The organism is Pseudomonas sp. MEJ086 (assembly GCF_030209025.1).
In the GTDB taxonomy this organism is placed as follows: domain Bacteria; phylum Pseudomonadota; class Gammaproteobacteria; order Pseudomonadales; family Pseudomonadaceae; genus Aquipseudomonas; species Aquipseudomonas fulva_A.
Genome location: NZ_JARVSV010000026.1, coordinates 12,232 through 37,278 on the forward strand (window position 1 = coordinate 12,232; position 25,047 = coordinate 37,278).

At 60.6% G+C, this 25,047-nt stretch carries 29 protein-coding genes and 1 pseudogene; 22 read left to right on the forward strand and 8 right to left on the reverse strand.

The features are described from left to right. Window positions 1-89 precede the first annotated feature (89 nt). The 3 genes from recR to dnaX all read right to left on the reverse strand — a co-directional run bounded on the left by recR (window position 90) and on the right by dnaX (window position 3,312). Window positions 90-689: a recombination mediator RecR gene (recR, locus tag QRN22_RS17075; protein WP_042555661.1), complete on the reverse strand. Its 600-nt coding sequence runs from the start codon at window positions 687-689 to the stop codon at window positions 90-92. 182 nt (window positions 690-871) lie between these two features. Next, window positions 872-1,198, reverse strand: coding sequence for a YbaB/EbfC family nucleoid-associated protein (locus QRN22_RS17080; RefSeq protein ID WP_042555660.1), 327 nt, complete (start codon window positions 1,196-1,198; stop codon window positions 872-874). Window positions 1,199-1,215: 17 nt separating this feature from the next. Further along, the gene (gene dnaX / locus QRN22_RS17085; protein WP_042555659.1) at window positions 1,216-3,312 is read right to left on the reverse strand and encodes a DNA polymerase III subunit gamma/tau; all 2,097 of its coding nucleotides are present in this window, start codon (window positions 3,310-3,312) and stop codon (window positions 1,216-1,218) included. A gap of 448 nt (window positions 3,313-3,760) precedes the next feature. On the opposite strand from dnaX, the gene QRN22_RS17090 reads away from it, so the two are divergent. Further along, the gene (locus QRN22_RS17090) at window positions 3,761-3,982 is read left to right on the forward strand and encodes a hypothetical protein (protein ID WP_042555658.1); all 222 of its coding nucleotides are present in this window, start codon (window positions 3,761-3,763) and stop codon (window positions 3,980-3,982) included. 116 nt (window positions 3,983-4,098) lie between these two features. Then, complete coding sequence (locus QRN22_RS17095; protein ID WP_042555657.1) at window positions 4,099-4,386, forward strand: DUF3509 domain-containing protein; 288 nt, start codon at window positions 4,099-4,101, stop codon at window positions 4,384-4,386. A gap of 59 nt (window positions 4,387-4,445) precedes the next feature. Here the strand turns inward: QRN22_RS17095 and QRN22_RS17100 are convergent, their stop codons facing one another. Beyond that, complete coding sequence (locus QRN22_RS17100) at window positions 4,446-5,018, reverse strand: DUF1287 domain-containing protein (RefSeq protein WP_042555827.1); 573 nt, start codon at window positions 5,016-5,018, stop codon at window positions 4,446-4,448. A 181-nt stretch (window positions 5,019-5,199) separates the two neighbouring features. Here QRN22_RS17100 and QRN22_RS17105 point away from each other — a divergent pair, with 181 nt between their 5' ends. Beyond that, window positions 5,200-5,376, forward strand: coding sequence for a PA1571 family protein (locus tag QRN22_RS17105; RefSeq protein WP_179538560.1), 177 nt, complete (start codon window positions 5,200-5,202; stop codon window positions 5,374-5,376). A 12-nt stretch (window positions 5,377-5,388) separates the two neighbouring features. On the opposite strand, the gene pdxB is transcribed toward QRN22_RS17105, so the two are convergent. Further along, window positions 5,389-6,540 carry a 4-phosphoerythronate dehydrogenase PdxB gene (gene pdxB, locus QRN22_RS17110; RefSeq protein WP_042555826.1) on the reverse strand — a complete coding sequence of 384 codons (1,152 nt, stop codon included), beginning with the start codon at window positions 6,538-6,540 and terminating at the stop codon, window positions 5,389-5,391. A 169-nt stretch (window positions 6,541-6,709) separates the two neighbouring features. Here pdxB and QRN22_RS17115 point away from each other — a divergent pair, with 169 nt between their 5' ends. Then, the gene (locus QRN22_RS17115; RefSeq protein WP_042555656.1) at window positions 6,710-8,110 is read left to right on the forward strand and encodes an MATE family efflux transporter; all 1,401 of its coding nucleotides are present in this window, start codon (window positions 6,710-6,712) and stop codon (window positions 8,108-8,110) included. A gap of 150 nt (window positions 8,111-8,260) precedes the next feature. On the opposite strand, the gene tusA is transcribed toward QRN22_RS17115, so the two are convergent. Beyond that, window positions 8,261-8,503, reverse strand: coding sequence for a sulfurtransferase TusA (gene tusA, locus QRN22_RS17120; protein WP_042555655.1), 243 nt, complete (start codon window positions 8,501-8,503; stop codon window positions 8,261-8,263). Between the two features lie 57 nt (window positions 8,504-8,560). Then, a complete protein-coding gene (gene rlmM / locus QRN22_RS17125; protein ID WP_042555654.1) occupies window positions 8,561-9,616 on the reverse strand; it encodes a 23S rRNA (cytidine(2498)-2'-O)-methyltransferase RlmM in 1,056 nt (351 codons plus the stop codon). A gap of 235 nt (window positions 9,617-9,851) precedes the next feature. On the opposite strand from rlmM, the gene acnA reads away from it, so the two are divergent. From acnA to QRN22_RS17200, 16 genes and pseudogenes are all read left to right on the forward strand, one after another. After that, window positions 9,852-12,590, forward strand: a complete 2,739-nt coding sequence (gene acnA / locus QRN22_RS17130; RefSeq protein WP_042555653.1) for an aconitate hydratase AcnA — start codon at window positions 9,852-9,854, stop codon at window positions 12,588-12,590. Window positions 12,591-12,859: 269 nt separating this feature from the next. After that, window positions 12,860-13,189: pseudogene (locus QRN22_RS26695) on the forward strand (PAS domain-containing protein); the annotation flags it as partial. Between the two features lie 114 nt (window positions 13,190-13,303). Beyond that, window positions 13,304-14,425 carry a methyl-accepting chemotaxis protein gene (locus QRN22_RS17135; protein WP_373565151.1) on the forward strand — a complete coding sequence of 374 codons (1,122 nt, stop codon included), beginning with the start codon at window positions 13,304-13,306 and terminating at the stop codon, window positions 14,423-14,425. A 250-nt stretch (window positions 14,426-14,675) separates the two neighbouring features. After that, complete coding sequence (locus QRN22_RS17140; protein ID WP_285403476.1) at window positions 14,676-15,083, forward strand: hypothetical protein; 408 nt, start codon at window positions 14,676-14,678, stop codon at window positions 15,081-15,083. Between the two features lie 96 nt (window positions 15,084-15,179). Continuing rightward, on the forward strand, window positions 15,180-15,476 hold the full coding sequence (locus QRN22_RS17145) for a hypothetical protein (RefSeq protein WP_156152769.1): 297 nt from the start codon (window positions 15,180-15,182) through the stop codon (window positions 15,474-15,476). A gap of 94 nt (window positions 15,477-15,570) precedes the next feature. After that, window positions 15,571-15,912 (forward strand): hypothetical protein, encoded by a 342-nt coding sequence (locus QRN22_RS17150; protein WP_042555651.1) that lies wholly within the window; start codon window positions 15,571-15,573, stop codon window positions 15,910-15,912. 512 nt (window positions 15,913-16,424) lie between these two features. Then, window positions 16,425-16,898 carry a hypothetical protein gene (locus QRN22_RS17155; protein WP_042555650.1) on the forward strand — a complete coding sequence of 158 codons (474 nt, stop codon included), beginning with the start codon at window positions 16,425-16,427 and terminating at the stop codon, window positions 16,896-16,898. A 167-nt stretch (window positions 16,899-17,065) separates the two neighbouring features. Then, entirely contained in the window at window positions 17,066-17,494 is a 429-nt protein-coding gene (locus QRN22_RS17160) for a GNAT family N-acetyltransferase (RefSeq protein ID WP_285403482.1), read from the forward strand. 281 nt (window positions 17,495-17,775) lie between these two features. Beyond that, window positions 17,776-18,279, forward strand: a complete 504-nt coding sequence (locus tag QRN22_RS17165) for a YfbM family protein (RefSeq protein ID WP_042555649.1) — start codon at window positions 17,776-17,778, stop codon at window positions 18,277-18,279. A 65-nt stretch (window positions 18,280-18,344) separates the two neighbouring features. Beyond that, the gene (locus tag QRN22_RS17170) at window positions 18,345-18,971 is read left to right on the forward strand and encodes a hypothetical protein (protein ID WP_156152768.1); all 627 of its coding nucleotides are present in this window, start codon (window positions 18,345-18,347) and stop codon (window positions 18,969-18,971) included. 218 nt (window positions 18,972-19,189) lie between these two features. Continuing rightward, window positions 19,190-19,477, forward strand: coding sequence for a hypothetical protein (locus QRN22_RS17175; RefSeq protein ID WP_231570212.1), 288 nt, complete (start codon window positions 19,190-19,192; stop codon window positions 19,475-19,477). Window positions 19,478-19,649: 172 nt separating this feature from the next. Continuing rightward, complete coding sequence (locus tag QRN22_RS17180) at window positions 19,650-20,042, forward strand: DinB family protein (RefSeq protein ID WP_231570211.1); 393 nt, start codon at window positions 19,650-19,652, stop codon at window positions 20,040-20,042. 42 nt (window positions 20,043-20,084) lie between these two features. Beyond that, on the forward strand, window positions 20,085-20,423 hold the full coding sequence (locus QRN22_RS17185; RefSeq protein ID WP_042555648.1) for a DUF6966 domain-containing protein: 339 nt from the start codon (window positions 20,085-20,087) through the stop codon (window positions 20,421-20,423). A 33-nt stretch (window positions 20,424-20,456) separates the two neighbouring features. Continuing rightward, the gene (locus QRN22_RS17190; protein WP_042555647.1) at window positions 20,457-20,792 is read left to right on the forward strand and encodes a hypothetical protein; all 336 of its coding nucleotides are present in this window, start codon (window positions 20,457-20,459) and stop codon (window positions 20,790-20,792) included. Window positions 20,793-20,979: 187 nt separating this feature from the next. After that, the gene (locus QRN22_RS17195) at window positions 20,980-21,408 is read left to right on the forward strand and encodes a GNAT family N-acetyltransferase (protein WP_042555646.1); all 429 of its coding nucleotides are present in this window, start codon (window positions 20,980-20,982) and stop codon (window positions 21,406-21,408) included. Window positions 21,409-21,755: 347 nt separating this feature from the next. Continuing rightward, window positions 21,756-22,061, forward strand: coding sequence for a hypothetical protein (locus QRN22_RS17200; protein WP_042555645.1), 306 nt, complete (start codon window positions 21,756-21,758; stop codon window positions 22,059-22,061). A 148-nt stretch (window positions 22,062-22,209) separates the two neighbouring features. On the opposite strand, the gene QRN22_RS17205 is transcribed toward QRN22_RS17200, so the two are convergent. After that, entirely contained in the window at window positions 22,210-22,896 is a 687-nt protein-coding gene (locus QRN22_RS17205; protein WP_042555823.1) for an alpha/beta family hydrolase, read from the reverse strand. A gap of 101 nt (window positions 22,897-22,997) precedes the next feature. Here QRN22_RS17205 and ccoN point away from each other — a divergent pair, with 101 nt between their 5' ends. Both ccoN and ccoO read left to right on the forward strand, forming a co-directional pair. Continuing rightward, window positions 22,998-24,437 carry a cytochrome-c oxidase, cbb3-type subunit I gene (ccoN, locus tag QRN22_RS17210; RefSeq protein ID WP_042555644.1) on the forward strand — a complete coding sequence of 480 codons (1,440 nt, stop codon included), beginning with the start codon at window positions 22,998-23,000 and terminating at the stop codon, window positions 24,435-24,437. After that, window positions 24,437-25,045, forward strand: coding sequence for a cytochrome-c oxidase, cbb3-type subunit II (ccoO, locus tag QRN22_RS17215; protein ID WP_042555643.1), 609 nt, complete (start codon window positions 24,437-24,439; stop codon window positions 25,043-25,045). The genes ccoN and ccoO overlap by 1 nt, the downstream gene beginning before the upstream one ends. Window positions 25,046-25,047: the final 2 nt, after the last annotated feature.

A 25,047-nucleotide genomic window follows, 5' to 3' on the forward strand; every position in this document is an offset into this window, starting at 1 on the left:
GTAATGCTTCTCAGAAGCGAATTACAGGGATTCGTAGGCTGCTGATCCGCAGCCTGGGCTGAGCATAGCGATACCCGGGCTACTGCGGCTCAGATGCTGATCGGCCGACGGCCGGCCAGGGCGTGAGCCAGGGTGCCGCCATCCACCAGTTCCAGTTCGCCACCGAGCGGCATGCCGTGGGCGATGCGCGACGCTACCAGCCCTTTACCGGCCAGCAGTTGGGCGATGTAGTGGGCGGTCGCTTCGCCTTCCACGGTCGGGTTGGTGGCCAGGATCACTTCGCTGAACTGGCCTGCCTCGATGCGCTGCAACAGCTCGGGGATACCGATGGCCTCGGGACCCAGCCCGTCGAGCGGCGACAGGTGCCCCTTGAGCACGAAATAACGACCGCGAAAGCCGGTGTGCTCCACGGCGTATACGTCCATCGGCCCCTCGACCACGCACAGCAGGCTGTCGTCCCGACGCGGGTCGAGACAGATCTGGCAGACCTCGTCTTCACTGAGGCTGCGGCACGATTTGCAGTAACCGACCCCCTCCATGGCCTGGTTCAGCGCCTGGGCCAGCCGTACGGCGCCGTTGCGGTCGCGCTCGAGCAACTGCAGGGCCATGCGCTGGGCAGTCTTCTGGCCGACGCCGGGCAGGATGCGCAGGGAATCGATCAGTTGGCGGATCAGGGGGCTGAAGCTCATGGCGCGGATGCTCGACGATGAAAGCGGAGAGGTTTGACGGCATAGCGCCGGTACGGACGCTTCAGGGCGAAAGCGGCCATTGACGCAATATCCGTGGGAGCGCGCCATGCCCGCGATTTTTCGCGCGTATGGCCCGCTCCCACAGCCGTAGGATGGGCTTCAGCCCACCAGGATCGACTGCTTTAGAACGGCATCTTGAAGCCGGGCGGCAACTGCATGCCGGAGGTCATGCCGGACATCTTGTCCTGGCTGTTGGCTTCGATTTTGCGCACCGCGTCGTTGACGGCAGCGGCAATCAGGTCTTCGAGGATTTCCTTGTCTTCCTGCATCAGGCTGTCGTCGAGGCTGACGCGCTTGACATCATGACGACCGGTCATCACCACGCTGACCAGACCGGCGCCGGACTGACCGGTTACCTCGGCGTTGGCCAACTCTTCCTGCATCTTCTGCATTTTTTCCTGCATCTGCTGTGCCTGCTTCATCAGGCCGGCCATGCCACCTTTCATCATGATGTTGTCCTCGGTAGTCAGGGATTAACGACGGTATCGACGGGTTCGATGCTGCCCGCACGCACGGAGGCGGCGAACTGCGAAATCATCTGTTGAATCAATGGATCGTTCTGGATCGACGCTTCAGCCTCGCGCTGGCGATTGGCGCGCTTGCGGGCGGCAGCCTGGGCAGGCGTTTCCTGTTCGGGCTTGATCAGCTCGATGTCCAGTTGCAGCTCACGGCCATGGTAGGCATTGAGCGAATCGTTCAGGCGGCGCTGCTGGGTCGCGTTGAACAGTGCGCTATGGGCCGGATCCAGGTGCAGCAGCCATCTGTCACCCTCGACGGCGATCAGGCTGCAGTTGGCGGCGATGCTGCCCGTCATGCCGCCCAGGCCCAGCTTCGGGAACAGCTCGAGCCAGTCCGCCGCCAGGCCGGTAGCCGGCAGCGAGGCAGGCTCGGGTTCGGCTTGTGGCTGCTCGTCGGAGAGCGCATCGGCGAAATCGTAATCCAGGTTCTCGGCATCCATCGCCACGTAGTCGTAGTCACCGGGTGGTGGCTCGTCATCGCTGTCCGGTGGATTCAGATCGTTGCTGTCGATCACCGGCACATCGGCCAGTTCGGGAACGGGCAGCGCCACTTCCGGCTCGGGCTCTACGGCCTTGACCGGCTCTTCGACCTTCGGCTCGGGCTGCGCCTGCACGGCGACCGGCGGCGGAGGCGTGTCGTCGACCGGAACTGCGGGTTCGGCGGCCTTGGCCTCGACCGGCACCTCTTCCCACGGCGGAGTGACCACAGGCGCAGGGGCAGCAACGGCCGCGGGCGCAACTGCCGGTGGCGTGATGGCAGCGGCAAAAGGTGGCGCTGCTGGCGGCGGCACGGCTGCGGCCGGCGTCGGCACACTGGGGACGACGCTGGCCTGAGGCGCGGCACTGACAACAGGGGCTGACGCAGCAGGCGCTGCGTCGGCCACCGGCGTTGTCTGGGGATCAGCCTTGGCCTGGCTGATCCCCAGTGGCTTTAGCGCCACCCTCGGCGCAGCACCCTCGCCCGCCGGCCTGAATGCCAGCATGCGCAGCAGGACCATCTCGAAGCCACCGCGCGGATCCGGCGCCAGCGGCAGGTCGCGTCGGCCGATCAGGCCCATCTGATAATAGAACTGCACGTCTTCGGCCGGCAGCGCCTGAGCAAGGCCGAGAACACGGTCGCGATCACCCTGGCCGTTGTCCACCGCATCCGGCAGCGCCTGGGCGATGGCCACGCGGTGCAGCACATTGAGCATTTCTGCCAGCACGCCACTCCAGTCCGGGCCCTGTTCGGCGAGCTGACGCACGGCTTCGATCACGCCGCGGGCGTCACCTTCGATCAGTGCATGCAGCACGCCGTATACCTGACCATGGTCGAGGGTACCGAGCATGGCACGCACATCAGCGGCGAGTACCTTGCCTTCACCGAAGGCGATGGCCTGGTCGGTCAGGCTCATGGCATCGCGCATGGAACCGTCGGCCGCACGGCCGAGCAGCCACAGGGCATCGTCTTCGAAAGGAATGTTCTCGGCGCCCAGCACGTGGGTCAGGTGCTCGACCACGCGCTCTGGCGGCATGTTCTTCAGCGAGAACTGCAGGCAGCGCGACAGCACGGTGACCGGCAGCTTCTGCGGGTCGGTGGTGGCGAGCAGGAATTTGACGTGGGGTGGCGGTTCCTCGAGCGTCTTGAGCAAGGCGTTGAAGGAGCTGGTGGAGAGCATGTGCACTTCGTCGATCAGGTAGACCTTGAAGCGTCCGCGGCTCGGCGAGTACTGCACGTTGTCGAGCAGCTCGCGGGTGTCTTCCACCTTGGTGCGGCTGGCGGCGTCCACTTCGATGAGATCGACGAAACGGCCTTCATCGATCTCCCGGCACACCGAGCAGGTGCCGCACGGGGTGGAGCTGATGCCGGTTTCGCAGTTCAGGCACTTGGCGATGATCCGCGCGATGGTGGTCTTGCCCACGCCCCGGGTACCGGTGAACAGGTAGGCGTGGTGCAGGCGCTGGCTGTCGAGTGCGTTGATCAGTGCCTTCAGCACATGGGTCTGCCCGACCATTTCGCGAAACGACCGCGGGCGCCATTTGCGTGCAAGAACCTGATAACTCATTGAAAACCGTCGCCAGAGGAAAGCAAAAGAGGACTAATGCTAGCTCAAATCGGCCTATCAGTGCGACGCCGATTGGCGGACATGAAAAAGATCGGAAACGGGGCTGGCTAAATTTTATACAGTCACGTATAGTCCGTCCCGTTCGTACCACGCTGCAAGTCATTCGGCCTCAAGGCCTTCCCGATGGTTTCCTGGCAATCGGCATCCACAGGATGCACGCACAACCGCCAAGACCCCCTCCTCTGACTGATCTGGCCGTCCCGCTCACGCGTCGACCTTCGCCAGTCTTCCGACGTACAGACCCGCTCTAGCTTTCACCTCAGCAAATAGGTGGAACTTAAAAGCGCGCAGTCCGCTCCGACAAACAATCGTATTGGCCCAAGCCAGTGCCCGGAGCCCTCTTTATATGGCGCGATCATGCGCCCGTAGTATCAGGAAACACCCAAATATGAATACCAACCAACAAATCCAGACCGCCATCCATACCCTGTCCAACGCCTTCGCTCCGCTTGCCTGCCATATCCTGGCAACCCGCAAGGGCAGCTTCAGCTTTACGGTCGTGGACCATACCGGTGTCGCCCAGCACAGCCAGCGCCTTTACCCCGGCCAATACTGCGACGATTCCCTGAAAGGTGTGATCGAACGTGCCCGCCAGGCACTGCGTCGCTGATCTCGCAGGCGAATCTGCAAACAACGTCACGATTAAGGGAGCGAAATAGTAGCCATCGTCGAACTTAATGAATCCTGGTCACTCATAGGTATTCATACTTCAACTGGAGTTCGTCAATGGAAAATAGTAATCGACAGCTTGTCGACCAGCTATTCGCCCCCCTACGCGCCACCTTCAGTCGGCCTCGCCCGGACGGCAGCATCGTTCTCTCCCTGATCGATGAAGCCGATACCACTGCGTACAGCCGGGTGCTGCAGAAGCTGCAGCTGAACGACTCGAACGCTTTCGCCCAAAGCCTCGAAGACATCCGCCTCGAGCTCGCCGTCAGAGCCGGCAACATCCCGGCAGAAATGCGCAAGATGCTCAAGGAACAGGACAGCGTGATCAGCTACCACCACGCCTGATACGTGTCCGCAATGAAGCCCCGCAGCCTGACCGGCGCGGGGCTTCGTCGTTTCTGGGATCAGCCGGCCGGGAAGCGGTAATGACCCGTGATGGTGAAACGAAACAGAATGGCCTCCTCCCGGGTGCCAGCGCCGATGTTGTGCAGGATCAACGGCTCTCCGGTCGACGAGAGTTGATCGGAAACGATGCCGATGTGGGTGAGGCCGCGCCCCAGATCCCAGGTGACGATATCGCCCGAACGATAATCGCGGGCTTCCCGACTGACCTGCAACGCCATGCCCTGGCGCCGGAACCAGGTCATCAGATTGGGCACCCGGCGATGGTCGATATTGCGATCGGGGCGGCTCAGCCCCCAATGCTTCGGATACGCGGCAAAATTCGCCGCCATGTCCACATGCACCGCTTTCTGCAGATCCAGGCCCTGCAAGCGCAATGCGCGGATCACCACATCGGTGCAGACACCGGTCTCCATCGGCACATCACCGCCAGGGTAGTCGATGCGCCGGTAAACGGGATCGTAGGCAAGGGTCACACCGACCTGCTGACGAGCCCCATCCACCAACTTCGCCGGCTCCACGGCAAATACCTGCAGGCTCAGCAGACAGCTCAGCAGCAATAATGATGATCTCAGCACGCCATGCTTCCCTCTCAAGCCAAAACCGTTCGCCGGACACTCTTCTTTATCCGGTAATTTTTTGCGACAGTATGGGTGGGCAAGGTTGAAGCCATATTGGGATGCCCCCCATCGCCAGATAACGTCGCCAAGCATAGATGCCCGGCAGACAGTGCGAACACCTGATGAGGAAACCACGATGAGCAGCCCTGACGAGCAACACGCCAATCAAGCCAGTGCGGAGTCGGAAACCACCCATGGTGCCGTGATCGATCCTCGCGGCCGGGAAATCCCGATCACCGAAAGCATGATCCAGCAAGCCTGCAGCGAGCTGGACAAGCAGTGGGTCAAGCCCAGGGACGAAAATCCTGCCTGACCGTCACCGCTATCAACGAGCGCTGATCACGCGTGCCCCCAGCGCCGTGATCAGCGCATGCAGCCCCTGATCACTGCCACGTAGTTCCACCTCCAACCCTTCTATTTCGCGCCGCATCGGGTACTGCTTGCGCAGCAGGTCGAAGCCGGCCTTGCGTGCCTGCTCGTCCGCGACCAGGCTGCGACGCAGGTCAGCGTCATCGCGGCGTGGGTCGTAGACCGCACGGCACAGCGTCGCCAACGCCCAGGCAGGTTCGCTTCCGGCACCGATGCTGAGGCGCGGCAACCAGCGCTCGGGCGTCAGGGCGTCCAGTTGCACCTGCGGCGAGATGCCCTGGTGTCGGCAGAACGCGTCATGGATCTGCGCAGTGCCACGCAGCTTGCCGTCCAGGCTGTAACCGGCGATGTGCGGGGTGGCGATATGGCACAGCGCAGCCAATGCTGGCTCCACCAGCGGCTCGCCTTCCCAGACGTCCAGCACCACGTGCAGATCGGCCCCTTGCTGCAGATGCTCACGCAACGCAGCGGTATCCACCACCGCACCGCGACTGGCGTTGATCAGCCAGGCGCCGGGACGCAGCCGCCGCAAGCAGTGCGCATCGATCAGATGCCGGGTGGCGAACTCAGCGTCGCGCGTCAACGGCGTATGCAGGCTGATCACGTCGCATTGCTCGACGATCTGCTGCAGGTCGACGAAGTCCCCGCCTTCGGCGCGCTGGCGTGGCGGATCGCAGACCAGCACCCGCCAGCCCAGGCCGCGCAGCACACGCACCAACCGCTCGCCGACCTGGCCTGCGCCGACCACACCGTAGGTACGCTGTGGCAGGTCGCTGCCCAGGCGCTCGGCGAGCACCAGCAGGCTGCCCAGCACGTAGTCCACCACGCCACGGGCGTTGCAACCCGGTGCGCTGCTCCAGGCGATGCCGGCCTCGGCGAGATATTCCAGATCCAGGTGATCGGTGCCGATGGTGCAGGTGCCGACGAAGCGCACCTGGCTGCCTTCCAGCAGCGCACGATCGACGTTGGTTACCGAGCGCACCAGCAACAGCTCGGCATCGCCAACGGCGGTACGATCGATGGCACGACCGGGTAAGCGGCGAATCTCGCCGAAACCGGCGAAGAACTCATCGAGCAGGGGAATGTTTTCGTCGGCGACTATGCGCATGGGAATCTCCGCAATCAGGCAGGCATTGTAACCGGATGCACTGCTCGGGCTCTGCACGAAAAACAACCGGGCTTCGGCTGGGCGGCGCCGGAAACCGTTCTCCGGCGCCTTTCCTGACCGATCCGTCAACGCGTAGACTGTGCGGTTTTCCACGGATCACGGAACCCCGATGCCTGCATTCTCCCGCCTGCAGCGCGTACGCACCGAGTTGCGCACGCTGCTGGCTCTGGCCACGCCGATCATCATCGCGCAACTGGCGTACACCTCCATCGGCTTCGTCGACACGGTGATGTCCGGGCGCTTCAGCGCCCGCGATCTGGCGGCGGTAGCGCTGGGTAATTCGATCTGGGTGCCGGTATTCCTGCTGATGACCGGCATCCTGCTGGCCACCACGCCGAAAGTGGCGCAACGCTTCGGTGCCGGGCAGCTTGGGGAGATCGGCCCGCTGGTGCGCCAGGCACTATGGCTGGCCCTCGCGGTGGGCTGCATGGCCGGCATCGTGCTGTGGAACGCCGAGTTCGTCCTGCGCCTGATGAAGGTCGATCCGGACCTGATCGAGCCCGCCATGGGCTACCTGCACGGCGTGGCGTTCGGCTTTCCCTGCGTGGCACTGTTCCATGTGCTGCGCTGCTACAGCGACGGCCTGGGCCGTACTCGCCCCGCCATGGTGGTGGGCCTGTTCGGGTTGTTGCTGAACATCCCCCTGAACTACGTACTCATCTACGGCAAACTCGGTTTGCCGCCGCTCGGCAGCGTGGGCTGCGGTTGGGCCACGGCACTGGTGATGCTGTTCATGCTGTCGGGCATGATCTGGTGGATTCGCCGCGCACCGGCCTATCGAGACACCACGCCGCTGCAGCGCTTCGACCCGCCGAGCTGGCCGTTGATCAAGCGCCTGCTGGGCATAGGGTTGCCAATCGGCATCTCGGTATTCGCCGAGTCGAGCATCTTCGCGGTGATTGCGTTGCTGATCGGCGGGCTGGGCGCCACGGTGGTCGCCGGGCACCAGATCGCCCTGAACTTCGCCTCGCTGGTGTTCATGATCCCCTACTCCATCGGCATGGCCGCCACGGTGCGCGTGGGCCAGGCCCTGGGCCGTGGCGAGCCGCGTGAGGCGCGCTTCGCCGCCGGGGTGAGCATGGTTACCGCGCTGGCTTATGCCTGCGTGTCGGCCAGTTGCATGCTGCTGATGCGCGAGCAGATCGCACAGATCTACACCCCCGTACCCGAAGTGATCGCCTTGGCCTCCAGCCTGATCGTCTACGCCGCTTTGTTTCAGTTCTCCGACGCGCTGCAGGTCACCGCCGCAGGCGCTCTGCGAGGTTATCAGGACACCCGGGCGACCATGATCATGACCCTGTTCGCCTACTGGGGCATCGGCCTGCCGGTCGGCTACCTGCTCGGCCTGACCGACCTGTTCGGCCCGGCCAGCGGCCCCGCCGGGCTCTGGGAAGGGTTGATCGTCGGCCTGACCTGCGCCGCCCTGATGCTGACACTGCGCCTGAAAAGCAGCGCCAAGCGGCGGATCTGGCTGGCCGCGGCGCCGGGACGCGAAAGCAGCCAAGCGTGAATTGACAGCAAGAAGGCGGTAGCCGCCGTTGATTGCGGGGCGCCAATTGGTGGACTGAAGCGGATCGCCGCCCGGCCCTACGGTTAGATGCGCGGCTGTAGGATGGGCTTTAGCCCACCAAATCGAAGGTCCGCTAACGCCTTGCAGCGCTCAATCGGCTTTCTTGCGGATCCAGTACAGATAAGTTTCTGCGTCCTGGGCCTGGTCCACCAATTCGTGGCCGAGAAACACGCAGAACTTGGGGATGTCACGGCGAGTCGAGGGGTCGGTGGCGATCACCTTGAGCAGGCCACCGGCCGCAAGGTCGCGCACTTTGTTGTGCAGCATCATCACCGGCTCCGGGCAGAACAGCCCGGTAGCGTCGAGGGTGTCGTCAGGTGTTGAATCCAGCATCAGGGGCTCCGCGAATATCGAATCGTCTAGTCAGTAGCGTGCAGGCAGCGCGACGCCTTATTTGCCCAACCGCCGCAGGTGGCAGGTCACTTCCTCGCGGTCGTGATACAGCTGCTTGCAGGCGATGGAGACTTTGACCTTGCGTGCCGCCAGCCCGTCGGCAATGCGCTCGAGCAGGCGCCGTACCTCAGCGTAGCGCTGCTTCATCGGCAGTTTCAGATTGACCACCGCTTCGCGGCAATGTCCCTCGCCGATCCAGGTTTCCAGCAGTGCGGCACTGCGGGCGGGCTTCTCGACGATATCGCAGACCATCCAGTCCACTGGCTGCCTGGGTTTCCAGGTGAAACCATCGACCATCAAGTGCTTCACCAGGCCCGTTTCCATCAGGCTCTCGGCCATCGGACCATTGTCGATAGCGGTCACCAGCATGCCACGGCGTACCAGTTGATAGGTCCAGCCGCCGGGTGCGGCGCCAAGGTCGACGCCGGTCATTTCGCCCGACAGACGCTCGTCCCACTGTTCGCGGGGGATGAAGGTGTGCCAGGCCTCTTCCAGCTTCAGGGTCGAACGGCTTGGTGCTTCACGGGGGAACTTGAGCCGCGGAATGCCCATGGGCCAGATTGCCGAGTTGTTCGCCGCGGCCATGCCCAGGAACACTTCACGGCCACTCTTGAACGTCAGCAACAGGCGTGGTGCCCGGCCATCCTCCACCAGTTTGCCGGCAGCCGTCAGGGCCTTGCGTAGCGGACCTTCGAATTTCTTGCAGAAGCCGGACAGCTCCTTGCCGTCGTTGGTGTCCAGCACCTCCAGCCACAGGCTGCCAAAGGCCGGCAACCGCGCCAGGTGCTCGAGCAGCACGCTGATGCGGTCCTTCTCGGGCAGCTCGACGAAACGCCCCCGAGCCCACTGACGGATAAAGATCAACTGACTGAAACGCAGCCCCGCCATCAGGCGCTCGGCGCCCTCTGCATCAGCGCAGATGAACTCGGCGCAGGCGCTATCGGGCTTGGCCTTGGCGTAGCCGGGTACGTCGAGAAGGGCCGCATGTTCGGAGATTTCCGAACACACCTCGTTCTCGAAACCGGGGCGGCAGTGCAGCAACAAAGTCTTCATCAGGGCTCTCCTTGGGCCGCGCATGATAGCGAAAACTGGAACCCGCGGCGCCTGCCCCCTGTCCAGTGAACAGAATCCCGGCATTTACCGGCCCCGCCACACAGGCGTTTCACGCCCGGCGCAAGACCGGACCACGGCTCATCGCAAGCCGTAAGGGAATTAGTGCGCAGAGTTGGAGAGAACCTCTGCCAAAACCAGAACGGCTTGTACCGTGCAAGCCACGAGGAGATGCACGATGCCTTCCATCGATAGCCTGAACTGCCGCCGCACACTGGACGTGGACGGCAAATCCTACGACTACTTCAGCCTGCCCGAGGCCGCCAGGCAACTGGGCAATATCGACAAGCTGCCAGTTTCGCTGAAGGTCCTGCTGGAAAATCTGCTGCGCTGGGAGGACGACAAGACCGTCACCCGCGACGACCTGCAGGCCATGAGCGACTGGTTGCAGAAACGCGGCTCGGACCGCGAGATTCAATACCGCCCTGCCCGTGTATTGATGCAGGACTTCACCGGCGTACCCGCGGTTGTCGATCTGGCGGCCATGCGCGACGCCATGGCCAAGGCCGGCGGTGACCCGCAGAAGATCAATCCGCTGTCCCCGGTAGACCTGGTCATCGACCACTCGGTGATGGTCGACAAGTTCGCCACGCCTGCGGCATTCGGCGAAAACGTCGAGATCGAAATGCAGCGTAACGGCGAGCGCTATGCGTTTCTGCGCTGGGGCCAGAGCGCCTTCGACAATTTCAGCGTGGTCCCGCCAGGCACCGGCATCTGCCACCAGGTCAACCTGGAATACCTCGGCCGCACCGTGTGGACGAAGGAAGAAGACGGCACCACCTTCGCCTACCCCGACACCCTGGTCGGCACCGATTCGCACACCACCATGATCAACGGCCTGGGCGTGCTCGGCTGGGGCGTGGGCGGCATCGAAGCGGAAGCGGCGATGCTCGGCCAACCGGTGTCCATGCTGATTCCCGAAGTGATCGGCTTCAAGCTGACCGGCAAGCTCAAGGAAGGCATCACCGCCACCGATCTGGTGCTGACGGTCACCCAGATGCTGCGCAAGAAGGGCGTGGTCGGCAAATTCGTCGAATTCTACGGCGACGGCCTGGCCGAACTGCCCCTGGCGGACCGCGCCACCATCGCCAACATGGCACCGGAATATGGCGCCACCTGCGGTTTCTTCCCGGTCGACGAGATCACCCTGGGCTACCTGCGCCTCTCCGGCCGCCCCGAGGAGACCGTGAAGCTGGTCGAAGCCTATTCCAAGGCACAGGGCATGTGGCGCAGCGCTGGTACCGAGCCGGTATTCACCGACAGCCTGTCCTTGGACATGGGTGAGGTGGAAGCCAGCCTGGCCGGCCCGAAGCGTCCTCAAGACCGTGTCGCCCTGCCGAAAGTCAGCCAGGCCTTCGAGGATTTTCTCGGCCTGCAACTCAAGCCCAGCGGCAAGGAAGAAGGCCGCCTGGAGAGCGAAGGCGGTGGCGGCGTGGCAGTTGGCAACGCCGCGCAGAACGAAATCCACTACGAGATGGACGGCAAGCGTCATCCGCTCAGCGATGGTGCCGTGGTGATCGCGGCAATCACTTCCTGCACCAACACCTCCAACCCGAGCGTGATGATGGCTGCCGGCCTCTTGGCCAAGAAGGCGGTGGAAAAAGGCCTGCAGCGCAAACCCTGGGTCAAGAGCTCGCTGGCTCCAGGCTCCAAGGTGGTGACCGAATACTTCGCTGCTGCCGGGCTGACCGAGTACCTCGACAAGCTCGGTTTCGATCTGGTCGGCTACGGCTGCACCACCTGCATCGGCAACTCGGGCCCGCTGCCCGATCCGATCGAGAAGGCCATTCAGGAGCATGATCTGACCGTGGCCTCGGTGCTGTCCGGCAACCGCAACTTCGAAGGCCGCGTGCATCCGTTGGTGAAAACCAACTGGCTGGCCTCGCCACCGCTGGTGGTAGCCTATGCCCTGGCCGGCAACGTGCGGATCAATATCGCCGAGGAGTCGCTGGGCGAAGACCGCGACGGCAAGCCGGTGTACCTGCGCGATATCTGGCCGAGCCAGAAAGAAATCGCCGAGGCGGTACAGAAGGTCGATACCGCCATGTTCCGCAAGGAATACGCCGAAGTATTCGCCGGTGACGAGCAGTGGCAAGCCATCGCCGTGCCAGAAGCCGACACCTACACCTGGCAGAACGATTCCACTTACATCCAGCATCCGCCGTTCTTCGAGGCCATCGACCAGGCGCCACCGGCCATCACCGACATCGCCAACGCACGCATCCTCGCGCTGCTCGGTGACTCGGTGACCACCGACCACATCTCGCCAGCCGGTAACATCAAGACCGACAGCCCAGCTGGCCGCTACCTGCGCGAGCAAGGCGTGGAGCCGCGTGACTTCAACTCCTACGGCTCGCGCCGCGGCAACCATGAAGTGATGATGCGCGGCACCTTCGCCAATATCCGCATCCGCAACGAGATGCTCGACGGTGAAGAGGGTGGCAACACCGTGCATGTGCCCAGCGGCGAGAAGCTGGCCATCTATGACGCGTCCATGCGCTATCAGCAGGAAGGCACGCCGCTGGTGGTGATCGCCGGCAAGGAATACGGCACCGGCTCGAGCCGCGACTGGGCCGCCAAGGGCACCAACCTGCTGGGCGTGAAAGCGGTGATCGCGGAAAGCTTCGAGCGCATCCACCGCTCCAACCTGGTGGGCATGGGTGTGCTGCCACTGCAGTTCACCGACGGTGCCGACCGCAAGAGCCTGGGCCTGACCGGCAAGGAGACCCTGGCCATCAAGGGCCTGGACGGCGTCGAGGTACGCCCGCACATGCCGCTGACGCTGGAGATCACCGGTGAAGACGGTAAGCAGCGCAGTGTCGAGCTGCTCTGCCGCATCGACACCCTCAACGAAGTGGAGTACTTCAAGGCAGGTGGCATCCTGCACTACGTGCTGCGCCAGCTGATCGCCGGCTGACAGCGCTGCAACGGGCGCCGCAAGGATGCGGCGTCCTCTGCCATCCGTAGCCCAGGTCTAGCGCGGCGACACCCGGGAATGCGCTCACGGGCACCATCGCCCCTCCAATTACCCCCTCCTCCGCTCTCCCCATACGCCAATAGCTCCAGCCACGTGACGGCACGGACTGTCGCTTTACCGGCGTCAAAATGCGATCTGCATGCAAATCCGGTTACACTCCCAGGCCTGCGACGCGTACGCGACAATCAAAAAACATCAGGGTAGATGCCATGCGTAACAACCAGCCGATTACCGGGAACGAGCGGACGTTCCCGGCGCAGCAGCGTTTGATCTCGACCACGGACCTCAAGGGCCAGATCACCTATTGCAACGACGCTTTCGTCGAAATCAGCGGCTTCTCGCGAGACGAATTGATACGCGCGCCCCATAACCTGGTGCGCCACCCTGATGTGCCGCCTGCGGTGTTCGAGCATATGTGGAGCACCCTGAAGGCCGGTCGGCCGTGGATGGGCATCGTCAAGAATCGCTGCAAGAGCGGCGACCACTACTGGGTCAACGCCTACGTGGTGCCGGTGCTCGATGATGGCAAAGTCACCGGCTACGAGTCGGTGCGCACCAAACCCACCGCCGAGCAGGTTCAACGCGCCCAGTTGCTTTACGCGCGCATCAACGCTGGCAAGGCTGCCATACCGAGCCGCGACCGTTGGCTACCGGTGCTGCAGAACTGGCTGCCGTTCATTCTGGTCAGCCAGGTCGGCTTTCTAGTCGGCGCCTGGCTGGACAGCACCTGGGGCTTCATCGCCGCCGCTGCGCTGTCGATCCCGCTCGGCCTGCTGGGCCTGGCCTGGCAGAGCCGCGGCATCAAGCGCCTGCTGCAACTGGCCGAACAAAGCACCTCCGACCCGCTGATCGCGCAGATGTACACCGACAGCCGAGGCGTCGAGGGCCGCCTGGAGCTGTCCATCCTCAGCCAGGAAGCGCGCCTGAAGACCTGTCTCACCCGCCTGCAGGACAGCGCCGAGAACCTCGCCAAACAGGCCACTCAGGCCGACGTGCTGGCCCACAACAGCTCTGCCGGGCTGCAGCGCCAGCGTGAGGAAACCGATCAGGTCGCCACCGCCGTCAACGAAATGGCCGCCACCACCCTGGAAGTGGCCAACAACGTGGCACGCACCGCCATCGCCACCCAGGAAGCCAACCGCCTCACCCAGCAAGGCCGCACCATCGCCAGCGAAACCCGCGAAGCGATCCAGCGCCTGTCCCTCTCGGTGGGCGAAACCGGCGAAACCGTCACCCGCCTCGCTCATGACAGCAACGAAATCGGCGGCGTGGTCGACGTGATCAAAGGCATCGCCGACCAGACCAACCTGCTGGCCCTCAACGCCGCCATCGAAGCCGCCCGCGCTGGCGAGATGGGCCGCGGCTTCGCCGTGGTCGCCGATGAAGTCCGCTCCCTGGCGCAACGCACCGCCCAATCCACCGGCCAGATCCACGAGCTGATCGCCAAGCTGCAACGCACCGCCGACGAAGCGGTACTGACCATGGACATAGGCCGCAAGCAGGCCGACGAAGGCGTCGAACGCGTACAACAAGCCGACCACGCCCTGGCCGGTATCAGCGACGCCGTCGCCAACATCGCCGAAATGGCCGACCAGATCGCTGCTGCCGCCGAAGAACAAAGCGCCGTAGCCGACGAAATCAGCCGCAATATCACCACCATCGCCCAGCTCTCCGACCAGACGGCAGGTGAGGCGCAAAGCACGGCGTTGTTGAGTGAAGAGTTGACCAGTACGGCGCAGGGGCAGTATTCGTTGGTGGCGCGGTTTAATCGGTAAGTGCTGTTGCTGGGCACCGCGCTTTGGGGCTGGGAAAGGTAAGTGTAATTTTGTGTCCTTGCCAGGGTGCAATGAGCGTGGTGTATAACACGCCAAACACCCTAGCGCCTCGCCGTATACCTCGGTCTAGACAGGCTCAGTACCAAAGCCCTGAAATGTTATACACCACGCCCATCCGGGAAGTTATGCACCAGTTGGTGTTTATTTATAGCTAGGCACTATGAACATACTGCTCTGTGAATCAAGATTCATGATCCTTGCTAACCGCATCGGGGCAGTATCTATGGCGGAATTGACCGCATGGGCAGATGAGAAAGTACTTAGCACAGATGAACCGCCCAGCTTTATTATTGATCTTGCGCTAGGTGAGATACCAGTTAGTCCAAAAGAACTAGACTTTACTCGTAACGAAGCAAGCGAAGTTGAGATATCCCGACTGGCGAGGCTGATTTTTGAAACACCAAACAGAACAACTGATCTCAATGAATTCGGGTTTCATTGTTATCAACTGGCGTTAATTTCGAAAGGTCGTGCTTGTGAGCTACTACACTGGGCATCAGATGAAATATACCTATGCAGCGAAGGGATTAAGTCATTTTCGGAGTCCGAGCCATTAATCAGAGGCGCGCTCAATGAAATCGTGGCAACTAGCGCCTAACTCGTGATTCAAACCGTTCGATTTGCTCACTGGGACGGGCTAAAGCCCGCCCCTTAACCAAGCGTTATGCATCATCACTCACAAGGGGGACCTGTGTTGAACGAACGTACTCTTCGCTGTGAGTTTTGCGGTTCTCAAGATATCGGAGCTTTCGTTCAGCACGGCAGCTACTTCACTCGTTGCCTCTCCTGTGGCCAGGATGGCTGGGCAACAAGTTGGTTGGCTCTTTCCTCACAGATCGTCGAAGCAATTCGTGCCGTCTCCGTGGACGAACAGCAAAACACAATTGAAGTTCTGGCCGAAGGTGCTGGTGAAGCCATTACTTCCGCCATCTCTCGCGCAGCCTACGAAGGAAAACTAATTCGTCTGTTTATTGGTGGCAGTGATGCATAACCCTGCAATCGAGCGGGACGTCCGCAAGCTGGCGCTTGCGGTTCCCTCAGACTTCGGCTCCGGCCGCCCCTCATATCCGCGTTAGGCATACCAAATGAGCTTCGATATCATCATTTTGAAACCTACAGATCCGGCGGTTGATGACATATCGGCAGTTGAAGACGTTATCCCGCTTGGAGCAACGGATATCGTATCCAAGGTGTTCAACCATTCTTTTCCAGGCTGCACTGAGGGAGCGTTCATCTCTGGCAATGACTTTTCTGTTGAACTCATGTTAAGCGGGGAGCCCGTCGAATCAGCTCACCTCACACTGCAGTTTGGAAAGTCGTGGGCTGATAAATCCGAAAGAAATTTTCAGGTACTACTTGCCGAGGCGTGCCGAGCCTTGGGTGTGGTGGCTTTTGCTGTTTCCGATAACTCGCGTATCGCGCCATAATCCATGCCTAACAACTGGTTAAAACTGTTCGCTTCGCTCACTGGGACGGGCTAAAGCCCGCCCCTTAACCAAACGTTATGAGGCTAGATACTTGTGAGCAGGCGTAGAGAACTAAAGGGAATTGCCGCCGGGATATCCTCAAGCGTCTCGTCGAGAAACAACGATATTGATGGCTACTGGGGACTAGGAGTTATTTACCTCTGCACAGCAGAGGCAGGCCTGAGTAAGTAGGGTGGATGACGCTTTTTCATCCACCATGGCGACTCAAACGGTGGACGGATGGAGCGTCGTCCGCCCTACGAACTAAAACGCTAAAGCAGACAGATGAAGACGCTTGCCATCTAGTTGGGTGATGCACTGTGGTTTAAGACCGTTCTGAAATAGCAACTCTCAACAAACGACGCATCGGCCGCGGATAGTTAGCCAGATACAGCACCTAACTACTACCAACGCACTCACCCTGCACACCATACGATCAATGATTTCGCTTTGACTAACCGTTAGAGAAACATATGAAATTCAAAGTATCTGAAAACTATAAACGCCGCGACAGAAGAAACGCAGTACTTGCAGCACTGCTGGTGGTGATAATTTTCCTCGGATGCATCTGGATGCTCATCAGTAGCGACAGCCTCCTCAACAAAGGCATTGCAGCGCTAACAGCTTTTCTCATGGGCAGGTATCTGCCTGCTGCTTACAGACGTGTTGTTATGGGCGAAGCATCATATCCGGAGGTCGAAATAAGCGAACTTGATAATGAAATCCGGATAAAGCACAACGACACGACCATAAGCATGCCGCTTTCGGATATAGAAAAGCTGATCATCCAGAAGCTAAAGGGCAAGGTGACGTCAATCCTGCTAACGAACGAATCATTCAGTGACCTTCGCTTCGAAGGGTACGAGCAGCTCGAGCAGATGGCATCCTTGCTGCAAAAACACAATCCAAACGCAAAATCGAAAACCGCAAACTGGTATCACCGCTAAACGTTAAGCGCGTAGGGTGGATGACACTTTTCCATCCACCATAGCGATCTCAAACGGTGGACGGATGGAGCGTCGTCCACCCTACGAAACTTCGAATAACGGCAGCGCTAAACATCGCCTGTCCAGCCCTGCCCAATGCACATCTCTCCATTCACAGGAGCGTCATCGTGGCCGAAACGCCGCAAACCTATTCCGTCACACACGCCATCCCATCGGTAGAAACCTATCGCCACCTGCGTACCGCAGCGGGGCTAAGCGCCAAGGCCGTCGAGGCCGCAACCCGTGGCCTGCCCAACAGCCTGTTCGCCGTGCAGATCCTTTGTGCTGGCGTGCCCATCGGTATGGGCCGGGTGATCGGTGATGGCGGCTCGTTCTATCAGGTGGTGGATATCGCGGTGCTGCCAGCCCATCAGGGGCGTGGCCTGGGCAAGCAGATCATGGCCGCGATCAGCGACTTCATCGCCCGCGAAGTGCCAGAGTCCGCGTACGTGAGCCTGATCGCCGACGGCGAGGCCTATCGCCTCTACCAGCAGTTCGGCTTTGCGCTGACCGCCCCCGCGAGCCAGGGGATGGCGCTGAAAAAAACAGCGCAGTAAACGTACAATGAGCACCGACCAGAATGCAGTCCCAAAAGAACGCATTAAACCGGGCGTACGTGTAGGAGCCAGCTTGCTGGCGACAACGGTCGCAGGATGCACGAGGGGTTCGCGGGATAGATCGTATCGCCGGCAAGCCGGCTCCTACGGTTGTGGGTGCCCTCTACACAAAAGGGGACAGATTTATTTAACCGCTGGATGAACCAAAAATAAATCCGCCCCTCCTGCCTACTCCATCAATCTTAACGCAGCTACATCACACACTATTAAGGAGCCATCATATGAGCTGTCTAGGAGTTCACTTTGCACTTAGTAACGAAGACGTCGTAAATATTCGAGCGATCGACAATGAGCAGGAGCGCCTCGCTTACCTTCAGGAAGAAATTGAAGATCGATACCTAGACGAGCCAAGTACCTATGCAGCTGAGAGCGACAAGGCATGGGATGCAATGCACCGCACCTTGACCGATGGCCGACTCACATGGGATGGAGGAGCCTACCCGCTCAATCATGTGGTTCTTGCCGGGGAGCTGCTCTACACCGAAGACGACTACATCATGAGCCTAAAGTCGCCGACTCAGGTCAGAGATATCAACACCGAGTTGGAAAAGATTACAAAAGAATCATTCCGCAAGCGCTATCTATCAATCTCACCTAGCGAATACGGAATGGAGCTATCGGATGACGATTTTTCATACACATGGGAGTGGTTCGAGAACGTTCGACAGCTTTATCGTCGCGCGGTAGCCGAGAACCTCCATGTATTATTCACTGCCGATCAGTAGCTCAGCTTCGGCCAAAAATAAATCTGTCCCATTTTCCCTTAACTAAACCTCAGCTGGCTAACTAAATGCTCTCAATCTTCCGTCGTCGAAAGAAGCCTATCACATGTTTAGTTGCACCTGCCATATTACCGTTTGAGGAGCTATGTAATCAACGTGTGCGATGGATTGCAGAAGGCTTTGCTGGAGATCTCTCGTTACTGAGGTCGCGCGCAAAGGACGTCGCTCGCGAGCTTGGTGCGTCTTCCATAGATACACTCGCAATGCTGTTTCACTCCGAATACGAACCACCACCAGAGCTTTCTCACTACGACCACCTAGGGCAGTGGATGGCAGCTCGGCAGTTCGCGATTTTCGAAGTTTTCTACAACCTTGGAGAAAGCGCTTTACCTATTCTCCGACAGACAGCGTTCGGCGAATACGATTGGACCCAAGGAAATGCAGTTGAAGTTCTCGTCCGCCTCGCAGCTGATGGTATTCAAACAGAAGAAATCCTTTCAGATCTGACCAAAATCTTACCCTCCATGCGTGAAGAATCACATTTCTACGCACTTGCGTCACTGCTCCAACAAGGGAAGAAAAATCCGGCATTGCAACAGGTAATCAATCAGCTACTGCTGATACCCGCCTTCAACAATAGTCATACTCACTTTATATCTAAACGCAATGAAACATCGCTCAACAAACTAAGCTAAGATCACATTTCCTGATCAAGGGCCAGACACACTTGAAGCCGCCTATTTGCTATCTATGTAATATTGACTTCAGGTCTGAATTCTTCCATTTCCGTACCGGAGGTGACCTAGTTCAATTTTCAGATTACAGGCAACTTCGGGACGGCGCAGCTGGGCATCCGCATGGGCTGGAATGGTTCTGTCAGCATCATCTTCTGGCAGCACAAGAGCTGTCAGTGATGAAGGTGGAGGAAGCGCTTCTTAGATTGCGATCTACTTTCGGGGAGTTCCCTCCTTATGAACCAAAGCCCTTGCTTAATCCAGAACTGTGGGTAACCTCAGTGGGGCCCAATCCCGGAAAGATCTTCGCGATCACCAGACAAGCCACTCAACTTTCGCCATCTGTAGTAAAGCAATTGCTGCGCAGCGGAGAATTCAAAGTGGCTCAAGGCTGGCCTAAAGAATTTGAATATTGGCAATCGTCGCTCGCTAGCGCTGGAGCGCAATTGGAAATTCGTTTTCCTTGAAGCGGCTCTGGTGCCTTAGGATAAGCGAATTGTGTACTTTCCTGACGTCATTAAAACTTTGAAGCGGGCCCCGGATAAAGTTTCGTCCCATCTACGGAATTGAAATAAATTCTCATCCACACCCCCCAATACAAAGCCTGGGCAGACCGTCGAACGCTGGACGCGGTCGCCGTTGACGCAGCCCGAGGCGCTGGCTTTTGCGCGGCAGCAGCTCAACCATAAGGTTCGCGTCGAGGAGTTGTTACGCGCGCGGCTGCTCGGGGAGCCGGCGCCCCATGACAGCACCAACACCGATACCCTGCCCCAGCTCGATGAGCTCGACCGCAGGCTGACGGCTCCCAATCAGTGGCTGGATGGCCTCGCGCCTGCGCAGCTTCAGGAGCCCATTCGCTTTGTGTTCGTGGATGGCAAGCAGGGTATGCTGAGTCGTGAAGAGGCGATCTTTCACTTGGTCAACCATGGCACCTATCATCGCGGCGCCATCGGCCGGGCTGACGGAAATCGGCCCGCCGATACCTACACAGTTTTCATTCATGGGGCTGAGCCTGAGCGTAGGAACGCCTGAGACATACTCCCCATTCGATACAGACTCACCACCCGGCGCGCCATGACCAATCCGCAAAACCAGCTGAATGAACTGATCGCTCACCTTGCGGCGCTCACCGAGATTCTCGCGCTCGACCCAGATAGCCAATGGGGCGCTCATTTCCGCAATTGCCTGTCGACGGCCAGAGCGCTGGCGGGCAGCAGTTGTGATGGGGATGAACTGACAGGCCTGGCGTGCTCGGTGATGTCCGTTTACGGCGGCATGGGCAGCTTCAACGATTACGCGCCGTGGGAAAATGGCCGCTTCATCGCCGGTATGGAGTCATTGGATGAGGCCTCGAACCGCGTCTATATGGCGGCCCGGGCGATAAGACTGCGCAACGCCACAGACGTAGACTGACTGCATACGCCCCCTGCTGAGACAAATGAATCGATGTCCACCTACACCCTATCCGCCTTGTTCCAGCCTGCGCCCATCCAGTGGGGCCTGCGGGGCGATCCCTATCTGTGGCAGGAAATGAGCGAGGTGCTGGCACCCCTGCCGCTTCCACCAAGCGGGGCGCAACTGTCCGCAATCCTCGACGACACCTTCGAGCGCCTGGTTGGCCTATCGCCAGACTCGACGGAGTCGTCCGTGTTCGTTGAGCGTCACAGCCATGGCGGCATGTCGTCGGGTGGGATCAGTCTGGTTTTCTGGCGCGAGAAGGGCTTACCGTTGCTGCTGACTCGCTACCACGCAGCCCTTGCCAACAGCGATGCCAGACAGTGAAAGCAAGTAAGGTGGATCGGGGCGCGTAGCTGGCGCCTTTTTCATCCATCATTGCGATCTCAAACGCTGGCCGGATAAAGAATCAGCTACCCGCTCCGACCCACCGAAGAATTTGCTTTCTAACTGGCAATTATCTGGCAACCGATAACAACACGCGATCCATCATGGCCAACAAAGGAATAATCGAATGACAGAAAACACCTCTGCCTACTCGGCCGTGCACGCCATTCCATCGGTAGAAACCTATCGCCACCTGCGCACCGCGGCGGGGCTGAGCGCCAAGACCGTCGAGGCGGCAACCCGTGGCCTGCCCAACAGCCTGTTCGCCGTGCAAATCCTTTGTGCTGGCGAGCCTGTCGGTATGGGCCGGGTGATCGGTGATGGCGGCTCGTTCTATCAGGTGGTGGATATCGCGGTGCTGCCAGCCCATCAGGGGCGTGGCCTGGGCAAGCAGATCATGGCCGCGATCAGCGGCTTCATCGCCCGCGAAGTGCCAGAGTCCGCGTACGTGAGCCTGATCGCCGACGGCGAGGCCTATCGCCTCTACCAGCAGTTCGGCTTTGCGCTGACCGCCCCCGCGAGCCAGGGCATGGCGCTGAAGAAAACAGCGCAGTAAACGTACGATGAGCACCGACCAGAATGCAGTCCCAAAAGAACGTATTAAACCGGGCGTACGTGTAGGAGCCAGCTTGCTGGCGACAACGGTGGCAGGATGCACGAGGGGTTCGCGGGATAGATCGTATCGCCGGCAAGCCGGCTCCTACGGTTGTGGGTGCCCTCTAAGGTCGAAGTCTGGCGTGACCTTGGTACAAGCCAATTTAGTTTAGGCGAGCAGGCATCTCGATAACGAAACGATCAGCACTGTCAGCATGATGCAGGTACGACACATCAGCTAACCAGTGGGAAGGTTGTCACCCCGCAGCCAAGACGGCAGCATCCGAGGACAACAACAAGGACGTTCCCATGTGCCAGGATGACTATAACCGCCTTCGCAAACACGTCGACTTTCTCGAATCCCTGCTCGCCGTGCTGGTCATCGCCCTGTTCGTGCTGGCGATGTTCCGGCCTGACGGTGAGCTGCTGATTGCGCTGGCCGCAGTGGTCGCAAGCGTGGTGTTGAGCCTCTATCGCCAGCATCAACTGCTATCGCGCTTTACCTGCCCCGGTTGCGGTGAGCTACCGCATAGCAAGGCGGATCAGGTTGCCGGTGATCTGCATGATCCGGCAACGCCGAACTGCCTGCATTGCGGGCAGCGCTTGTCGGAGTGAGCGATTCCTACCCATTGCCAGCCACTCTCGGGTGTAGGAGCGTCGACCTCGGCGCGATGCGATTCCGGCCTATCGTGGATATCAGCATCGCCTGGGCCATTCGCCGCGGGGGCGCGGCTCCCACGATTCAACTGCAGCACCAGCGTCCTCAATCACCCTGCGCAAGAAACGCCACGACCGCATCCGCTGCCGACTCCAGATGCTGCTCATGGCTGTAGCCGGACACCTTCAGCGGCTTGAGATCATGATCGCCAGCGGTCAGCCAGAACAGTTCGATGGCCCGTGACAGCTGATAGCTCGCCACGGTGTGACGGTCGCCCATGGCGTCGCGCTCGCCCTGCACGATCAGGGTCGGTGTTTTCAGGTCGGCCAAATGCGCCGTGCGGGGTTTGTCGGCCTTGCCGATGGCGTGGAAGGGATAGCCCAGGCAGATCAGCCGATCCACGCCCAGTTCGTCGGCCAGCAGGCTGGCCATGCGACCGCCCATGGACTTGCCGCCGATGGCCAGCGGCCCGGTGACCTGTTGTCGCACGGCAGCATGCACCTCGCGCCAGCGCTCGAGCAGTTTGGCCTGGGGATTGGGTGGGCGTTTCTTGCCGTCCTGCCGGCGCGCGGCCATGTAGTCGAACTCGAAACGCACCACCGTCAGCCCGCGAGCCGCCAGTTTCTCTGCCATCAGGTTCATGAAGTCGCTGTCCATCGGCGCGCCGGCGCCGTGGGCGAGGATCAGCGTGCCCAGGCTGTCGCCCGTTGGCCGCTCCCACAGCAGCTGTGCCGCCGGACTTCCCTGTGCCTGTTGACCGGCGTCAATACCGCTCCGCTGCCCTTCTCGCATGCTTGCCTCGCTCATAAAAAGCCCTCTGTTACCGTGCGGTCATGTCGATCCGCGTGGGGGCTGCAGATGATCTGCCTATAACCGTGGATGGAAACCCAGACATGAACACAACAACCAGTTCCGCCTATAACTACAAGGTGGTTCGCCAATTCGCCATCATGACGGTGGTGTGGGGCATAGTCGGGATGGGGCTCGGCGTGCTTATCGCAGCGCAGCTCGCCTGGCCATGGCTCAACTTCGACCTGCCCTGGACCAGTTTCGGCCGCCTGCGCCCCCTGCACACCAACGCGGTGATCTTCGCCTTCGGCGGCTGCGCCCTGTTCGCGACCAGTTACTATGCCGTACAGCGCACCTCCCAGGCTACGCTGTTCGCGCCCAAACTGGCGGCCTTCACCTTCTGGGGCTGGCAACTGGTGATCCTGCTGGCGGCCATCACCCTGCCGCTGGGCTACACCAGCTCCAAGGAATACGCCGAACTGGAATGGCCGATCGACATCCTGATCACCATCGTCTGGGTCAGCTACGCGATCGTCTTCTTCGGCACCATCATCAAGCGCAACGTCAGCCATATCTATGTCGGCAACTGGTTCTTCGGCGGGTTCATTCTCACCGTGGCGCTGCTGCACGTGGTCAACAACCTGGAAGTGCCGGTCACGCTGACCAAGTCCTACTCGCTGTATGCCGGTGCCACCGATGCGATGATCCAGTGGTGGTACGGCCACAACGCGGTGGGTTTCTTCCTCACTGCCGGTTTCCTGGGGATGATGTACTACTTCGTGCCCAAGCAGGCCGGGCGCCCGGTGTACTCCTATCGCCTGTCGATCGTGCACTTCTGGGCGCTGATCACCCTGTACATCTGGGCTGGCCCCCACCACCTGCACTACACCGCGCTGCCGGACTGGGCGCAGTCGCTTGGCATGGTGATGTCGCTGGTGCTGCTGGCGCCGAGCTGGGGCGGCATGATCAACGGGATGATGACCCTGTCGGGCGCCTGGCATAAGTTGCGCACCGACCCGATCCTGCGCTTCCTGGTGGTGTCCCTGGCGTTCTACGGCATGTCGACCTTCGAGGGGCCGATGATGGCCATCAAGACGGTCAACGCCCTCTCCCACTACACCGACTGGACCATCGGCCACGTACATGCCGGTGCCCTCGGCTGGGTCGCCATGGTCTCCATCGGCTCGCTGTACCACATGATTCCCAAGGTGTTCGGCCGCGAGCAGATGCACAGCATCGGCCTGATCAACGCGCACTTCTGGCTCGCCACCATCGGCACCGTGCTGTACATCGCCTCGATGTGGGTAAACGGCATCGCTCAAGGCCTGATGTGGCGGGCGGTGAACAGCGACGGCACGCTCACCTACTCCTTCGTCGAAGCACTGGAAGCCAGCCACCCCGGCTTCGTGGTGCGGGTGATCGGCGGCGCGATCTTCTTCGCCGGCATGCTGCTGATGGCCTGGAACACCTGGCAGACCGTGCGCGCCAGCAAGCCGGCCGAGCTCGAAGCCGCAGCCCAGTTCTCGGTACGGGGAGCCCACTGATGAAACACGAAATCATCGAAAAGAACGTCGGCCTGATGGCCCTGCTGATGGTGTTCGCCGTGAGCATCGGCGGCCTGACGCAGATCGTCCCGCTGTTCTTCCAGGACGTGGTCAACGAGCCGGTGGCCGGCATGAAGCCCTACACCGCGCTGCAGCTCGAGGGCCGCGACGTGTACATCAAGGAAGGCTGCGTGGGTTGCCACTCGCAGATGATCCGCCCGTTCCGCGCCGAGACCGAGCGCTACGGCCATTACTCGGTGGCTGGCGAAAGCGTGTGGGATCACCCTTTCCTGTGGGGTTCCAAGCGCACCGGGCCGGATCTGGCACGGGTCGGCGGCCGCTACTCGGACGAGTGGCACCGCGCGCATCTGTACAACCCGCGCAACGTGGTGCCGGAGTCGAAGATGCCGTCCTACCCCTGGCTGGTGGAGAACGTGCTAGACGGCAAGGACACCCCCGCCAAGCTCAAGGCCATGCAGTTTCTCGGCGTGCCCTATACGGATGACGATATCGCCGGCGCCAGCGCCGCGGTGAAGGGCAAGACCGAGATGGACGCGCTGGTCGCCTACCTGCAGGTGCTCGGCACTGCGCTGAAAAACAAGAGGTGATC

Excerpts from the sequence above, each read along its gene's own strand:
- recR (WP_042555661.1), bottom strand. The coding sequence starts at position 689 with ATGAGCTTCAGCCCCCTGATCCGCCAACTGATCGATTCCCTGCGCATC.
- QRN22_RS17080 (WP_042555660.1), bottom strand. The coding sequence starts at position 1,198 with ATGATGAAAGGTGGCATGGCCGGCCTGATGAAGCAGGCACAGCAGATG.
- dnaX (WP_042555659.1), bottom strand. The coding sequence starts at position 3,312 with ATGAGTTATCAGGTTCTTGCACGCAAATGGCGCCCGCGGTCGTTTCGC.
- QRN22_RS17090 (WP_042555658.1), top strand. The coding sequence starts at position 3,761 with ATGAATACCAACCAACAAATCCAGACCGCCATCCATACCCTGTCCAAC.
- QRN22_RS17095 (WP_042555657.1), top strand. The coding sequence starts at position 4,099 with ATGGAAAATAGTAATCGACAGCTTGTCGACCAGCTATTCGCCCCCCTA.
- QRN22_RS17105 (WP_179538560.1), top strand. The coding sequence starts at position 5,200 with ATGAGCAGCCCTGACGAGCAACACGCCAATCAAGCCAGTGCGGAGTCG.
- pdxB (WP_042555826.1), bottom strand. The coding sequence starts at position 6,540 with ATGCGCATAGTCGCCGACGAAAACATTCCCCTGCTCGATGAGTTCTTC.
- QRN22_RS17115 (WP_042555656.1), top strand. The coding sequence starts at position 6,710 with ATGCCTGCATTCTCCCGCCTGCAGCGCGTACGCACCGAGTTGCGCACG.
- tusA (WP_042555655.1), bottom strand. The coding sequence starts at position 8,503 with ATGCTGGATTCAACACCTGACGACACCCTCGACGCTACCGGGCTGTTC.
- rlmM (WP_042555654.1), bottom strand. The coding sequence starts at position 9,616 with ATGAAGACTTTGTTGCTGCACTGCCGCCCCGGTTTCGAGAACGAGGTG.
- acnA (WP_042555653.1), top strand. The coding sequence starts at position 9,852 with ATGCCTTCCATCGATAGCCTGAACTGCCGCCGCACACTGGACGTGGAC.
- QRN22_RS17140 (WP_285403476.1), top strand. The coding sequence starts at position 14,676 with ATGATCCTTGCTAACCGCATCGGGGCAGTATCTATGGCGGAATTGACC.
- QRN22_RS17150 (WP_042555651.1), top strand. The coding sequence starts at position 15,571 with ATGAGCTTCGATATCATCATTTTGAAACCTACAGATCCGGCGGTTGAT.
- QRN22_RS17155 (WP_042555650.1), top strand. The coding sequence starts at position 16,425 with ATGAAATTCAAAGTATCTGAAAACTATAAACGCCGCGACAGAAGAAAC.
- QRN22_RS17165 (WP_042555649.1), top strand. The coding sequence starts at position 17,776 with ATGAGCTGTCTAGGAGTTCACTTTGCACTTAGTAACGAAGACGTCGTA.
- QRN22_RS17170 (WP_156152768.1), top strand. The coding sequence starts at position 18,345 with ATGCTCTCAATCTTCCGTCGTCGAAAGAAGCCTATCACATGTTTAGTT.
- QRN22_RS17175 (WP_231570212.1), top strand. The coding sequence starts at position 19,190 with ATGAAGGTGGAGGAAGCGCTTCTTAGATTGCGATCTACTTTCGGGGAG.
- QRN22_RS17185 (WP_042555648.1), top strand. The coding sequence starts at position 20,085 with ATGACCAATCCGCAAAACCAGCTGAATGAACTGATCGCTCACCTTGCG.
- QRN22_RS17190 (WP_042555647.1), top strand. The coding sequence starts at position 20,457 with ATGTCCACCTACACCCTATCCGCCTTGTTCCAGCCTGCGCCCATCCAG.
- QRN22_RS17195 (WP_042555646.1), top strand. The coding sequence starts at position 20,980 with ATGACAGAAAACACCTCTGCCTACTCGGCCGTGCACGCCATTCCATCG.
- QRN22_RS17200 (WP_042555645.1), top strand. The coding sequence starts at position 21,756 with ATGTGCCAGGATGACTATAACCGCCTTCGCAAACACGTCGACTTTCTC.
- QRN22_RS17205 (WP_042555823.1), bottom strand. The coding sequence starts at position 22,896 with ATGCGAGAAGGGCAGCGGAGCGGTATTGACGCCGGTCAACAGGCACAG.
- ccoN (WP_042555644.1), top strand. The coding sequence starts at position 22,998 with ATGAACACAACAACCAGTTCCGCCTATAACTACAAGGTGGTTCGCCAA.
- ccoO (WP_042555643.1), top strand. The coding sequence starts at position 24,437 with ATGAAACACGAAATCATCGAAAAGAACGTCGGCCTGATGGCCCTGCTG.